The 13,004-nt window shown below is 54.7% G+C and carries 13 protein-coding genes; 9 read left to right on the top strand and 4 right to left on the bottom strand.

Features of this window, described 5'->3' with window-relative positions; genetic code table 11:
- The first annotated feature begins 129 nt into the window (after positions 1 to 129).
- The 4 genes from gcvT to HV340_RS18525 all read left to right on the top strand — a co-directional run bounded on the left by gcvT (position 130) and on the right by HV340_RS18525 (position 5,454).
- On the top strand, positions 130 to 1,224 hold the full coding sequence (gene gcvT, locus HV340_RS18540) for a glycine cleavage system aminomethyltransferase GcvT (RefSeq protein ID WP_020883724.1): 1,095 nt from the start codon (positions 130 to 132) through the stop codon (positions 1,222 to 1,224).
- 23 nt (positions 1,225 to 1,247) lie between these two features.
- Entirely contained in the window at positions 1,248 to 1,637 is a 390-nt protein-coding gene (gene gcvH / locus HV340_RS18535; protein WP_014171522.1) for a glycine cleavage system protein GcvH, read from the top strand.
- 125 nt (positions 1,638 to 1,762) lie between these two features.
- Positions 1,763 to 4,636 carry an aminomethyl-transferring glycine dehydrogenase gene (gcvP, locus tag HV340_RS18530; RefSeq protein ID WP_014171521.1) on the top strand — a complete coding sequence of 958 codons (2,874 nt, stop codon included), beginning with the start codon at positions 1,763 to 1,765 and terminating at the stop codon, positions 4,634 to 4,636.
- A 74-nt stretch (positions 4,637 to 4,710) separates the two neighbouring features.
- Positions 4,711 to 5,454, top strand: a complete 744-nt coding sequence (locus HV340_RS18525; protein WP_025203278.1) for an SDR family oxidoreductase — start codon at positions 4,711 to 4,713, stop codon at positions 5,452 to 5,454.
- A gap of 36 nt (positions 5,455 to 5,490) precedes the next feature.
- On the opposite strand, the gene bglA is transcribed toward HV340_RS18525, so the two are convergent.
- Both bglA and HV340_RS18515 read right to left on the bottom strand, forming a co-directional pair.
- Positions 5,491 to 6,924, bottom strand: a complete 1,434-nt coding sequence (gene bglA / locus HV340_RS18520) for a 6-phospho-beta-glucosidase BglA (RefSeq protein ID WP_020883728.1) — start codon at positions 6,922 to 6,924, stop codon at positions 5,491 to 5,493.
- A gap of 116 nt (positions 6,925 to 7,040) precedes the next feature.
- The gene (locus HV340_RS18515) at positions 7,041 to 7,772 is read right to left on the bottom strand and encodes a MurR/RpiR family transcriptional regulator (protein ID WP_040018863.1); all 732 of its coding nucleotides are present in this window, start codon (positions 7,770 to 7,772) and stop codon (positions 7,041 to 7,043) included.
- Between the two features lie 266 nt (positions 7,773 to 8,038).
- Here HV340_RS18515 and HV340_RS18510 point away from each other — a divergent pair, with 266 nt between their 5' ends.
- The gene (locus HV340_RS18510; protein ID WP_014171517.1) at positions 8,039 to 8,698 is read left to right on the top strand and encodes a hemolysin III family protein; all 660 of its coding nucleotides are present in this window, start codon (positions 8,039 to 8,041) and stop codon (positions 8,696 to 8,698) included.
- Positions 8,699 to 8,808: 110 nt separating this feature from the next.
- On the opposite strand, the gene ygfZ is transcribed toward HV340_RS18510, so the two are convergent.
- Complete coding sequence (gene ygfZ, locus HV340_RS18505) at positions 8,809 to 9,789, bottom strand: tRNA-modifying protein YgfZ (RefSeq protein ID WP_020883730.1); 981 nt, start codon at positions 9,787 to 9,789, stop codon at positions 8,809 to 8,811.
- 294 nt (positions 9,790 to 10,083) lie between these two features.
- Between ygfZ and sdhE the strand changes: the two genes are divergently transcribed.
- Together sdhE and HV340_RS18495 are read left to right on the top strand one after the other, a co-directional pair.
- The gene (gene sdhE, locus HV340_RS18500; protein WP_003863437.1) at positions 10,084 to 10,350 is read left to right on the top strand and encodes an FAD assembly factor SdhE; all 267 of its coding nucleotides are present in this window, start codon (positions 10,084 to 10,086) and stop codon (positions 10,348 to 10,350) included.
- Complete coding sequence (locus HV340_RS18495; RefSeq protein ID WP_014171514.1) at positions 10,331 to 10,741, top strand: protein YgfX; 411 nt, start codon at positions 10,331 to 10,333, stop codon at positions 10,739 to 10,741. Before sdhE ends, HV340_RS18495 begins: the two co-directional genes overlap by 20 nt.
- Before the next feature lie 6 nt (positions 10,742 to 10,747).
- Here the strand turns inward: HV340_RS18495 and fldB are convergent, their stop codons facing one another.
- Positions 10,748 to 11,269, bottom strand: a complete 522-nt coding sequence (gene fldB, locus HV340_RS18490) for a flavodoxin FldB (RefSeq protein WP_059306190.1) — start codon at positions 11,267 to 11,269, stop codon at positions 10,748 to 10,750.
- A 101-nt stretch (positions 11,270 to 11,370) separates the two neighbouring features.
- Between fldB and xerD the strand changes: the two genes are divergently transcribed.
- Entirely contained in the window at positions 11,371 to 12,267 is an 897-nt protein-coding gene (xerD, locus tag HV340_RS18485; RefSeq protein ID WP_050737268.1) for a site-specific tyrosine recombinase XerD, read from the top strand.
- 23 nt (positions 12,268 to 12,290) lie between these two features.
- Positions 12,291 to 13,004: a bifunctional protein-disulfide isomerase/oxidoreductase DsbC gene (dsbC, locus tag HV340_RS18480; protein ID WP_020883731.1), complete on the top strand. Its 714-nt coding sequence runs from the start codon at positions 12,291 to 12,293 to the stop codon at positions 13,002 to 13,004.

The raw sequence follows: 13,004 nt of genomic DNA, 5'->3' as shown, positions 1-13,004 counted from the left end.
TTCGGTGGTAAGTTCAGGTAAAAGAGAACGTTTGCGTCGGGGTCCAGAAAGCGATCGCGGCGCCGGGTTTCGTGGCACTGTTCAGGTGTGCGAAACGCAAGACAGCCCTGCTTATTCAACGAGGAAAAGATGGCTCAACAGACTCCTTTGTACGAACAACACGTGTTATGCGGCGCACGCATGGTGGACTTCCATGGCTGGATGATGCCGCTGCACTACGGCTCGCAGATTGATGAGCACCACGCGGTGCGCACCGATGCCGGTATGTTCGACGTGTCACACATGACGATTGTCGACCTGCATGGCAGCCGCACCCGGGAGTTTTTACGTTATCTGCTGGCAAACGACGTCGCCAAACTGAAGACGCCAGGCAAAGCGCTCTACACCGGCATGCTGAATGCCTCCGGCGGCGTAATTGATGACCTCATCGTCTATTACTTCTCTGAAGATTTCTTCCGCCTCGTTGTAAACTCCGCCACCCGCGAAAAAGACCTCTCCTGGATTACCCAACACGCTGAACCTTACGCCATCGACATCACCGTCCGCGATGATCTGTCGCTGATCGCCGTACAGGGGCCGAACGCGCAGTCTAAAGCCGCCTCTCTGTTCAGCGATGAGCAGCGTAAAGCCACCGACGGCATGAAGCCGTTCTTCGGCGTACAGGCGGGCGATCTGTTTATCGCGACCACCGGCTACACCGGTGAAGCGGGCTATGAAATTGCCATGCCGAATGAGAAAGCCGCCGATTTCTGGCGTGCGCTGGTGGAAGCCGGCGTTAAGCCGGCAGGTCTGGGCGCGCGCGATACGCTGCGTCTGGAAGCCGGTATGAACCTCTATGGGCAAGAGATGGATGAAGGCGTGTCACCGCTGGCGGCCAACATGGGCTGGACCATCGCCTGGGAACCGGCTGACCGTGAGTTTATTGGCCGTGAAGCGCTGGAAATGCAGCGTGAAAAGGGCACTGAACAACTGGTAGGCCTGGTGATGACCGAGAAAGGCGTGCTGCGCGGCGAGCTGCCGGTGCGTTTTACAGATGCTGACGGCAACCCGCGTGAAGGCGTGATCACCAGCGGTACCTTCTCCCCGACGCTGGGCTACAGTATTGCACTGGCGCGTGTTCCGGCGGGCATTGGCGAAACGGCAGTGGTGCAAATCCGCAACCGTGAAATGCCGGTCAACGTGACCAAACCGATTTTTGTTCGCGCCGGTAAGCCGGTCGCCTAATCATTTTTATCAGGAGAACTTCAATGAGCAATGTGCCAGCAGAACTGAAATACAGCAAAGAACACGAGTGGCTGCGCAAAGAGGCGGACGGCACTTACACCGTAGGGATCACCGAGCATGCGCAGGAGCTGCTGGGCGACATGGTGTTTGTTGACCTGCCTGAAGTCGGCGCATCCGTGGAAGCAGGCGATGACTGCGCCGTGGCCGAGTCCGTTAAAGCGGCTTCTGATATCTACGCCCCGGTAAGCGGTGAAATTGTTGCCGTGAACGACGCCCTGAGCGACTCCCCGGAGCTGGTGAACAGCGAGCCTTATGAAGGCGGCTGGATCTTCAAGATCAAAGCCAGCGACGAATCGCAGGTCGCCGCGCTGCTGGATGCCACCGCGTACGAAGCGCTGTTAGAAAACGAGTAAGCCTTAACCCTCTCCCCTTTGGGGGGAGGGTAGGGTGGGGGGAACAGACGACACCCTTACCCCAGCCCTTTCCCTCCGGGAGAGGGAGAAAACACATTCACTGCACGTTTCAGGAACCATCGCTCATGACACAGACTTTAAGCCAGCTTGAAAACCGTGGCGCCTTCATTGAACGTCACATTGGGCCGGATGCTCAGCAACAGCAGGAGATGCTGAAGACAGTTGGCGCGGATTCATTAAATGCACTGATCGGCCAGATTGTGCCAAAAGACATCCAGCTTGCCACGCCGCCTCAGGTGGGTGAAGCCACCACTGAATTCGCCGCTCTGGCGGAGCTGAAGGCGATTGCCGGCCTGAACAAGCGCTATAAGTCTTACATTGGCATGGGCTACACCAACGTGCAGTTACCCCCGGTTATTCTGCGTAATATGCTGGAAAATCCGGGCTGGTACACCGCCTACACCCCGTATCAGCCAGAAGTTTCTCAGGGCCGTCTGGAAGCGCTGCTGAACTTCCAGCAGGTTACGCTGGATTTGACCGGCCTGGATATCGCGTCCGCTTCACTGCTGGATGAAGCCACCGCCGCCGCCGAAGCAATGGCAATGGCGAAGCGCGTGAGCAAACTGAAAAATGCCAACCGCTTCTTCGTGGCAGCGGACGTGCATCCGCAAACGCTTGATGTGGTTCGTACCCGTGCCGAAACCTTTGGTTTTGACGTGATTGTCGACGACGCCGACAAAGTCCTCGATCATCAGGATGTGTTTGGCGTGCTGCTGCAACAGGTCGGCACCACCGGTGACGTTCACGACTACAGCGCACTGATTGCTGAGCTGAAAGCCCGCAAAGTGGTTGTCAGCGTCGCGGCTGATTTTATGGCGCTGGTCCTGCTGACGGCTCCAGGTAAACAGGGCGCGGATATTGTTTTCGGTTCTGCACAACGCTTTGGTGTCCCGATGGGCTACGGTGGCCCACATGCGGCGTTCTTTGCCGCAAAAGATGAATTCAAACGCTCCATGCCTGGCCGTATCATCGGCGTTTCAAAAGATGCTGCCGGTAATACCGCGCTGCGCATGGCAATGCAGACTCGCGAGCAGCATATTCGTCGTGAGAAAGCGAACTCCAACATCTGTACCTCGCAGGTCCTGCTGGCCAATATCGCCAGCCTGTACGCTGTCTTCCACGGTCCGGTTGGCCTGAAACGCATTGCCAGCCGTATTCACCGTCTGGCGGATATTCTGGCCTGTGGTCTGCAGCAGAAAGGCCTGAAACTGCGCCACGCCCATTACTTTGACACGCTGTGCGTTGAAGTGGCTGACAAAGCCGCGGTGCTGGCTCGTGCTGACGCGGCAGAGATCAACCTGCGTAGCGATATCCATAACGCGGTAGGCATTACCCTGGATGAAAGCACTACCCGCGAAGATATCGTTAACCTGTTTAACGTCTTGCTGGGCGATGCGCACGGCCTGGATATTGATACGCTCGATAAAGATGTCGCGCTCGACAGCCGCTCTATCCAGGAAAGCATGCTGCGTGATGATGCGATCCTGACTCACCCGGTGTTCAATCGCTACCACAGCGAAACCGAGATGATGCGCTATATGCACTCTCTGGAGCGCAAAGACCTGGCGCTGAATCAGGCGATGATCCCGCTGGGCTCCTGCACCATGAAGCTGAACGCTGCGGCAGAGATGATCCCAATCACCTGGCCTGAATTTTCCGAGCTGCACCCGTTCTGCCCACCAGAGCAGGCCGAAGGTTACCATCTGATGATCAACCAGCTCTCCGACTGGCTGGTGAAGCTGACCGGTTACGATGCACTCTGCATGCAGCCAAACTCCGGGGCGCAGGGGGAATACGCGGGCCTGCTGGCAATTCGTCACTATCACGAAAGCCGCAATGAAGGGCATCGCGATATCTGCCTGATCCCAAGTTCTGCGCACGGCACCAACCCGGCGTCTGCCCAGATGGCGGGTATGGAAGTGGTGGTGGTGGCCTGCGACAAGAACGGCAACATTGACCTGGCCGATCTGCGTGCGAAAGCCGAGCAGGCGGGCGAAAAACTCTCCTGCATCATGGTGACCTACCCGTCCACCCACGGTGTGTACGAAGAGACCATCCGTGAAGTGTGTGAAGTGGTCCATCAGTTCGGCGGTCAGGTTTATCTCGACGGTGCGAACATGAACGCACAGGTTGGCATTACCTCTCCGGGCTTTATCGGCGCGGATGTGTCGCACCTGAACCTGCATAAAACTTTCTGTATTCCACACGGCGGTGGTGGTCCGGGTATGGGCCCAATCGGTGTGAAAGCACACCTGGCGCCGTTTGTCCCAGGCCACAGCGTAGTGCAGATTGAAGGCATGTTGACCCGTCAGGGCGCGGTCTCTGCGGCACCGTTCGGTAGCGCCTCAATCCTGCCCATCAGCTGGATGTATATCCGCATGATGGGCGCGGAAGGGCTGAAGCAGGCAAGCCAGGTGGCTATCCTCAATGCTAACTACATCGCAACGCGTCTGAAAGAAGCGTATCCGGTGCTCTACACGGGCCGTGATGGTCGCGTGGCGCACGAGTGCATCCTCGATATCCGTCCTTTGAAAGAAGAGACAGGTATCAGCGAGCTGGATATTGCTAAGCGTCTGATTGACTACGGATTCCATGCGCCTACCATGTCGTTCCCGGTGGCGGGTACGCTGATGGTTGAACCCACCGAGTCTGAAAGCAAAGTTGAGCTGGACCGCTTTATTGACGCGATGCTGGCTATCCGCGCTGAAATCGACCGCGTGAAAGCCGGTGAGTGGACGCTGGCTGATAACCCGCTGGTTAACGCACCGCACACCCAGAATGAGCTGGTCTCCGGGTGGGAGCACGGTTATACCCGTGAGCAGGCGGTGTTCCCGGCTGGCATAGCAAACAAATACTGGCCGACCGTGAAACGTCTCGATGACGTCTACGGTGACCGTAATCTGTTCTGCTCTTGTGTGCCAATGAGCGAATACCAGTAATCGTTCCGCGGTTATAATGTGTACAGGCCGGGTCAGCGTTAACGCTACCCGGCTTTTTTTATAAGGAGACATAGATGGCAATTGCACTGGTCACCGGCGCCAGCCGCGGTATTGGTAAAGCCACCGCGCTGCAGCTGGCGCGCGAAGGCTACACCGTGGCGGTGAACTATCACCACAACATTAAAGCCGCGACGGATGTGATCACGATGATTACCGACGCGGGGGGCACCGCGTTTGCCGTGCGCGCAGATATCAGTGATGAAGCTCAGGTGCTGGCGATGTTCGACAGTATCGATCGTGAAGCCGGACCGCTTACCGCACTGGTGAACAACGCCGGGATCCTGTTTGAACAATCCACGATTGAACACCTCTCCGCTGAACGGATCAACCGCGTGTTAGCCACGAACGTGACCGGTTATTTCCTCTGCTGCCGCGAAGCGGTAAAACGCATGTCGTTCAGACATGGTGGCAAAGGCGGCGCGATCGTGAACGTGTCATCCGCGGCATCGCGCCTCGGTGCTCCGGGTGAATATGTGGATTACGCCGCGTCCAAAGGTGCTGTTGATTCGTTGACGACGGGATTATCGCTGGAAGTGGCAGCGCAAGGGATCCGCGTAAACTGCGTGCGTCCCGGGCTGATTTACACCGAGATTCATGCATCTGGCGGGGAGCCGGGCCGGGTGGATAGGGTCAAATCCATGCTGCCTATGCAGCGTGGCGGTCAGCCGGAAGAGGTGGCGCAGGCGATTGTCTGGCTGCTGAGCGAGAAAGCCTCGTATGTGACGGGAAGTTTTATTGAACTGGCGGGTGGGAAATAAATATCTCCTCTCCCCGCCGGGGAGAGGAGAAAAGCGCTAAAGCGTCTCGCCGTTGCTGGCAATCACGTCTTTGTACCAGTTAAAGCTCTTTTTCCGCGAGCGTGACATATCGCCGGTACCGTCGTCGTGCTTGTTCACATAGATAAAGCCGTAGCGCTTGCTGTACTGACCGGTAGTGAACGACACGCAGTCGATGCAGCCCCACGGGGTATAACCCATCAGATCCACACCATCATACGTGACGGCTTTCATCATCTCTTCCACGTGCGCACGCAGGTAGTCGATGCGGTAGTCATCATTGATGCTGCCGTCTTCTTCTACTTTGTCGTAGGCGCCAAAGCCGTTTTCCACGATAAACAGCGGTTTCTGATAACGCTCGTACAATTCGCACAGGGAATAGCGCAGACCCACCGGGTCAATCTGCCAGCCCCAGTCAGAGGCTTTCACATGCGGGTTCGGTACGCTGCCTTCAAAGCCTGAGATAGCATCGCCAGTACCGCCTTCCGCTTTCACGGCGTTGGTCATGTAATAGCTGAAGCCCAGATAGTCACAGGTGCCTTCACGCAGGATCTCCTCGTCACCCGCTTCCATATGGATGGTGAAGCCACGGCGTTCCCATTCATTAAGCACATAGGATGGGTAGTAACCGCGCAGCTGGACATCGGTAAAGACATAGCGTTCTCGCATGGATTCCTGTGCAAACATCACGTCCTCTGGTTTACAGGAGAACGGATAGAGCGCCACCATTGCCAGCATACAACCGACTTTCATTTCCGGGTTAATGCGACGTGCCGCTTTCACCGCCAGCGCGCTGGCAACGAACTGGTGGTGCAGCACCTGGTACATGGTCTCTTCCGGATTGTCATGCTCGGTATAAACCACGCCTGAGCAGCAGTAGCCAAACAGCGGCGCACGCCAGTTACGCTGGTTGTTGATCTCGTTAAAGGTCATCCAGTATTTGACCTTATTTTTGTAGCGCTCAAACACCACTTCCGCGAAACGCACAAAGAAATCCACCACTTTACGGTTGGTCCAGCCGCCGTACTCCTGCACCAGGTGGAGCGGCATTTCGAAGTGGGAGAGGGTAATGACCGGTTCAATATTGTATTTCAGCAGCTCATCGAACATGTCGTCGTAGAACTTCAGGCCTTCTTCATTCGGCTGTGTTTCATCCCCTTTTGGGAAGATACGCGTCCAGGCGATAGAGGTGCGGAAACATTTGAAGCCCATCTCAGCAAACAGTTTGATGTCTTCTTTGTAATGGCCATGGAAGTCGATAGCTTCGTGGTTCGGATAGTACTTCCCCGGCACGACTTCCTGCGTGATTTCGCGCGGCACGCCGTGCGCACCGCCCGTTAAGACATCGCAGATGCTCGGCCCTTTACCGCCTTTGTTCCAGCCGCCTTCAACCTGGTGAGCGGCCACTGCGCCGCCCCATAAAAAGTCTTTTGGTAGGGTAAGTTTTTTCATCGCTGCTATTCTCAGTAAATGACATATTGCGTTCGAGTCTAGCAAAGCGGAATTAAATGTCACAATATAACAATTCGCTGAAAATGTAATTTGTCACATCGAAAAAACAGGGTGTTTTATTCTGTCAGTTTCTTCGCCAGTTTCCGGCCAAGCGATTCGAGAATATAGATGACGGGTATTTGTGTGGTGATATCGTACACGCCGCCTATCCGCGTCTGAGGGACATGCCAGGAGAGGTTAAAGTCCGCGAGCTTTGCCAGGCGCGAGTGCTCGTGGCTGGTAATGGAGAGCACTTTGCAGCGATGCAGGCTAAACTGGCTGGCAAAGCGCAGGATTTCTTCGGTTTCACCGGATACCGACAGCACAATCGCCAGCGCGTTTTTAGCCATATCATTGGTGACCGGGAAATAAGGATCGTCGATGTGGTTGCTGAATTTACCGATATTCGAAAAGAAGCGTGCGCCATATTTTGCCAGCGAGCCAGACGTGCCCGCGCCGACAAATATAATACGTTCGGAAGATAAAATAATATCGACCGCCTCATCTAATAAAGCATCGAACTCTTCGTTATTAACGCCTTTAAAGAAGCTGATAATTTCACTGGCACCAAAATTTGCCTGCTGAGGTTCGTTCTGCTCTAAATAGAGCTTAAAGCGCACGCGGAATTCAGAGTAGCCTTCGCAGTTGAGTTTGCGGCAAAAGCGCAGGATAGTGGTCGTTGAGACGCCAGCCGCATCCGCCAGCTCGCGGATGGTCATGTACATGACTTTGTCACGATTTTTAATGACATAGTTGTAGACCATCATTTCCAGATTATTGAGACTGGCAATGGCGGCGTGGGTGAACATACTCACAATGGCGAAACTCTCATTCAGACATCCTTTATCCATCATAACATGCAGCAAGTCGGCAGGATCCAATTTTATGCCCTTGATTCTTAATGATTAAATTTTAATGTGAACAAATGTTAGGTGAATAATTTGTTTATGTTCATGATTTATAGATAAAAATTATGTTTGTGAAATTATTTTGGCTAACAGGTGTTCACTGGAATCATTCTCAGTTAGCATAGACAGGTGATGAATATTCATCGTAAGTTTTCCCGGAGTTTTGTATGGTGAGCAGACCATTAATTGCACAGGGATATTCGCTGGCTGAGGAAATAGCCAACAGTATTAGCCACGGTATTGGCCTGGTTTTTGGGATTGTCGGTTTAGTGTTATTGCTGGTGCAGGCGGTGGATACGAATGCCAGCGCAATGGCCATTACCAGCTACAGTCTGTATGGCGGGAGTATGATCCTGCTGTTCCTGGCGTCGACGCTGTACCACGCTATCCCGCATCAACGGGCCAAGATCTGGCTCAAGAAATTCGACCACTGCGCTATCTATCTTCTTATTGCAGGTACCTACACGCCTTTCCTGCTGGTGGGTCTTAACTCGCCGCTGTCGCGTGGCCTGATGATTGTTATCTGGAGCCTGGCGCTGCTGGGGATCCTGTTTAAGCTGACCATTGCCCACCGGTTTAAGGTGCTGTCGCTGGTGACCTATCTCACGATGGGCTGGCTTTCGCTGATTGTGGTTTATCAACTGGCGATCAAGCTGGCGGTAGGGGGCGTGACGCTTCTGGCCGTTGGGGGCATCGTCTACTCGCTGGGCGTCATTTTCTATGTTTGCAAGCGTATCCCGTACAATCATGCTATCTGGCATGGGTTTGTGCTGGGCGGTAGCGTGTGCCACTTTTTAGCGATTTATCTCTATGTGGGGCAGGTTTAATTTCAGAACGTTGATCTTCTTGCCTTCGCCCTCTCTTCGTGAGAGTAAGCAAAAAAAAACGGTAACCGTCAGGTTACCGTTTTTTTATCTCGTCGCCGGGCAATGACGCCTTACTCTTCCAGCGAATACGGCAGTGGCTCAATGCTCAGTGTATTAGCATCGTCACGCACGCGGAACACGCTGTCGGCTTCCATATCGTTGTTCATGACGGCCTGCACCAGAAGGCGGCCATCATCCAGTTGAACTGCGGCTAACACCGTGCCGGTACGGCGCCAGTTCTCGCCCATCTTCAGCTCTAAATCTTCACCAGCGTCAGGCACGCGGCTGGCGTGGCCCGCCAGGGTCCACAGTGCGCGTTTGTTGGCTCCGCGGAATTTGGCGCGTGCCACCATCTCCTGGCCGGTATAGCACCCTTTCTTAAAGCTAATGCCACCCAGCGCCTGCAGGTTGGTGGCCTGAGGAATGAACTGCCCGCTGTTTGCGGCGTCAATCACCGGCAGACCGGCTTCAATGTTCAGCGCCAGCCACTGTTGGCTGTTATTAAACTGGGCTTCACCACGCAGCGCCTCGGTGACGCGTTCGGCGGTCGCGGTATCCGTGACTAACAGAAAGCGTTCCGCCGGGTGTTCAAACCACAGAATAGACGTTGCGCCTTCGCTGACGACCTGTTTCTGGGCATCCGGGAGTTCACTGAACAGATTTTTCAGCGCCGCACGGGCCTGGAAGCCTGCCACGCCCAGCAGAACGTGTTCATCATCCGCGGCGATAGTGACTTTTGAGAAGACCGCGTATTTTTTCAGCTCGGTGAGCTGCGCGTCCCGCAGGCTGCGGCGCTCAATAAAGGCAAAACCCTCCTGACGACGGAAGAGGCGCAGGTTGCTCCACATCTTCCCTTTTGGATCGCAGTGTGCGACCAGCAGATGCTGGTGTTCGTCCATCTGGCTGACGTCGGCGGTTACCTGGCCCTGCAGGTATTTTTCGCTGTCTGCACCGGTGAGTGTCGCCAGCGCCCAGTCATCAAGAGTAATAAGCGTCAGCGGCAGACGCGCAGAGGCGGCGGGCTGGCGAGGAGAAAATGGTGTAAAGGCCATAACGATATCCTGAATTGCTTAACGCTTTGATAATGCCTAATGGTAAAAGAGCCTGCTGGCATTGCAAGCGCTTTCAACAGGCCATTTGTGCCATAACCCGGTTATGCGTAGCGCCACGCAAAATAGTGTAATCCGCTGTCTTTATAGGGTTTATTGTGGAAGCGCGCTCGTGGTTCGCAATATTCCAGTAAAGAAACGGTCAAAAACACGTTACACTAGCTGGTGTCCCCGCAGAGAAATTAAGAACACTGGACGGGGTGCCGACTGTGCCAAACGTAATGCAGGAAACAGAACATGGATATTAACAACAAGGCCCGTATTCACTGGGCGTGCCGTCGCGGCATGCGTGAACTTGATATTTCCATCATGCCTTTCTTCGAATATGAGTATGACAGCTTAAGCGATGATGATAAGCGTCTGTTTGTTCGCCTGCTTGAGTCTGACGATCCTGATTTATTTAACTGGCTGATGAATCACGGCAAACCCGCCGACACCGAGTTGCAACGGATGGTGCAATTAATTCAAACACGGAATCAGGAACGTGGTCCTGTGGCAATCTGACCTTCGCGTCTCGTGGCGCTCGCAGTGGATGTCGTTGTTGCTCCACGGCCTGGTCGCGGCCTTTGTGTTACTGATGCCGTGGCCGCTTAGCTATACGCCTCTGTGGCTGCTGTTGCTGTCGTTTGTGGTGTTTGACAGCGTGCGCAGCCAGCGCCGCATTCATGCCCGTCAGGGGGAGATCAAATTACTGATGGATTCCCGCCTGCGCTGGCAGGGAAAAGAGTGGGAAATTCTCGGTATGCCCTGGATGATCGCTTCCGGCATGATGCTGCGGCTACGTAGCGTGGACAGCGGGCGTCGCCAGCATCTGTGGCTGGCCGCGGACAGTATGGATAGCGCTGAGTGGCGGGACCTGCGTCGGATGTTATTACAGCAGCTGACGCAGGAGTAATTCGCGTTAGCTGAACTGTTCTGCCATTTCGCCCAGAATCTGCTCACACCAGCTTTGCAGGCGCTCATCGCTGAGATCGTACTGGTTGGTTTCATCCAGTGCCAGCCCGACAAACAGCTGCCCATCGGCAATAATCGGTTTCTTACTGGTGAACTCGTACCCTTCGGTTGGCCAGTAACCGATAAACGTGACGTCCTTCGGTGCCAGTTTGTCGTGCAGCATGCCGAGTGCGTCCAGGAACCACTCACCGTAACCCAGCTGATCTCCCATGCCGTACATGGCAATGATTTTGCCGTCGAGGTTAAGCGTATCAAGCTGGTCCCAGATGGCTTCCCAGTCTTCCTGTATTTCGCCGAAATCCCAGGTCGGGATGCCGAGGATCAGCACGTCGTACTGCTCCATCAGCGTAAGCGCGTCATCTTTCAGGTTATGCAACGTCACCAGTTCCGGGCCAATGATGTCCCGAATTTTCTCTGCCGCCATTTCGGTGTAGCAGGTGCTGGAACCATAGAACAGACCAATATTCATCGCGTGACTATCTCAATTCTTGCTTTGACTTTGCGCGTAGTGTACCAGAAACCGATCGCAATCAGGCATAATGGCCTGACTGCAGAATCAAAGGGGCTGATGTGGAAAAGGATCTCGCACTCATCGAACAGTTTCTCGATGCACTGTGGCTGGAGAAGAACCTGGCCGAGAATACGCTCAGTGCCTACCGGCGCGATCTCACCATGCTGGTGGAGTGGCTGGCGCACCGCGGGCTGTCGCTGGCGAACGCACAAAGCGACGACCTGCAGGCGCTGCTGGGCGAGCGGATGGAAGGGGGCTACAAGGCCACCAGTTCCGCACGTTTGCTCAGCGCAATGCGTCGGCTGTTCCAGCACCTCAACCGTGAAAAAATTCGCGAAGACGATCCCAGCGCGCTCCTGGCCTCCCCGAAACTCCCGCAGCGGCTGCCGAAAGATCTCAGCGAAGAACAAGTTGAGAGATTATTACAGTCACCCGCAGTTGACCTGCCGCTGGAGTTACGCGATAAAGCCATGCTTGAGCTATTGTATGCTACCGGTTTGCGTGTTTCTGAACTGGTCGGCCTGACGATGAGCGACATTAGCCTTCGTCAGGGCGTGGTTCGCGTAATCGGTAAAGGAAACAAGGAAAGGCTGGTGCCGCTGGGTGAAGAGGCGGTGTACTGGCTGGAAACGTATCTGGAGCACGGTCGTCCATGGTTGCTTAATGGCGCTTCAATCGACGTCTTGTTTCCCAGCCAGCGCGCACAACAGATGACGCGGCAAACGTTCTGGCATCGCATCAAACATTACGCCACACTGGCGGGTATCGACAGTGAAAAGCTTTCGCCACACGTTTTGCGTCATGCCTTTGCGACGCATCTGCTGAACCACGGCGCCGACCTGCGCGTGGTGCAGATGCTGCTGGGACACAGCGATCTTTCCACGACCCAAATTTATACCCATGTCGCGACGGAACGGCTGCGGCAGCTACACCAACAGCACCACCCACGAGCGTGAGTGCCGACGAATTAGGATCTTATATGAAAAAGTCTTTCGCGCTGTTCACCCTGCTGGCAGCCTCATTTACCGGTTTTGCCCATGCGGATGACGCCGCTATCAAACAGTCTCTGGCGAAGCTTGGCGTCACCAGCAGTGATATCCAGTCTGCACCGGTTGCCGGCATGAAAACGGTTCTGACGAACAGCGGCGTGCTGTACGTGACCGAAGACGGAAAACACATTATTCAGGGGCCAATGTACGACGTGAGCGGTGCACAGCCGGTCAACGTAACCAACCAGCTGCTGATGAAAAACCTGAACGCGCTCGAAAAAGAGATGATCGTTTATAAAGCGGCGCAGGAAAAACACGTCATTACCGTCTTCACCGACATCACCTGTGGCTACTGCCATAAGCTGCATGAAGAAATGAAAGATTACAACGCGCTGGGGATCACCGTGCGTTATCTGGCCTTCCCGCGCGCGGGCGTTGAGAGCAAGCCAGAGCAGGATATGAAAGCTATCTGGTGTGCGAAAGACCGCAACAAAGCCTTTGATGACGCGATGAATGGCAAAGGCGTGCAGCCTGCATCCTGCGACATTGATATCGCTAACCACTACGCGCTGGGTGTGCAGTTTGGCGTGAACGGTACGCCAGCGATTGTCCTGAGCAACGGCTATGTTGTTCCGGGTTATCAGGGGCCTAAAGAGATGAAAGAGTTCCTCGACGCGCACCAGAAACAGTTTGGTGGTAAATAA

Origin of the sequence: Enterobacter sp. RHBSTW-00975, from assembly GCF_013615235.1 — a bacterium.
Classification (GTDB): Bacteria; Pseudomonadota; Gammaproteobacteria; order Enterobacterales; family Enterobacteriaceae; genus Enterobacter; species Enterobacter ludwigii.
This window is presented reverse-complemented; position numbering and strand designations above follow the sequence as displayed.

Coding starts and splice junctions, on each gene's coding strand:
- gcvT (WP_020883724.1), top strand. CDS start 130: ATGGCTCAACAGACTCCTTTGTACGAACAACACGTGTTATGCGGCGCA.
- gcvH (WP_014171522.1), top strand. CDS start 1,248: ATGAGCAATGTGCCAGCAGAACTGAAATACAGCAAAGAACACGAGTGG.
- gcvP (WP_014171521.1), top strand. CDS start 1,763: ATGACACAGACTTTAAGCCAGCTTGAAAACCGTGGCGCCTTCATTGAA.
- HV340_RS18525 (WP_025203278.1), top strand. CDS start 4,711: ATGGCAATTGCACTGGTCACCGGCGCCAGCCGCGGTATTGGTAAAGCC.
- bglA (WP_020883728.1), bottom strand. CDS start 6,924: ATGAAAAAACTTACCCTACCAAAAGACTTTTTATGGGGCGGCGCAGTG.
- HV340_RS18515 (WP_040018863.1), bottom strand. CDS start 7,772: ATGTTCACCCACGCCGCCATTGCCAGTCTCAATAATCTGGAAATGATG.
- HV340_RS18510 (WP_014171517.1), top strand. CDS start 8,039: ATGGTGAGCAGACCATTAATTGCACAGGGATATTCGCTGGCTGAGGAA.
- ygfZ (WP_020883730.1), bottom strand. CDS start 9,789: ATGGCCTTTACACCATTTTCTCCTCGCCAGCCCGCCGCCTCTGCGCGT.
- sdhE (WP_003863437.1), top strand. CDS start 10,084: ATGGATATTAACAACAAGGCCCGTATTCACTGGGCGTGCCGTCGCGGC.
- fldB (WP_059306190.1), bottom strand. CDS start 11,269: ATGAATATTGGTCTGTTCTATGGTTCCAGCACCTGCTACACCGAAATG.
- dsbC (WP_020883731.1), top strand. CDS start 12,291: ATGAAAAAGTCTTTCGCGCTGTTCACCCTGCTGGCAGCCTCATTTACC.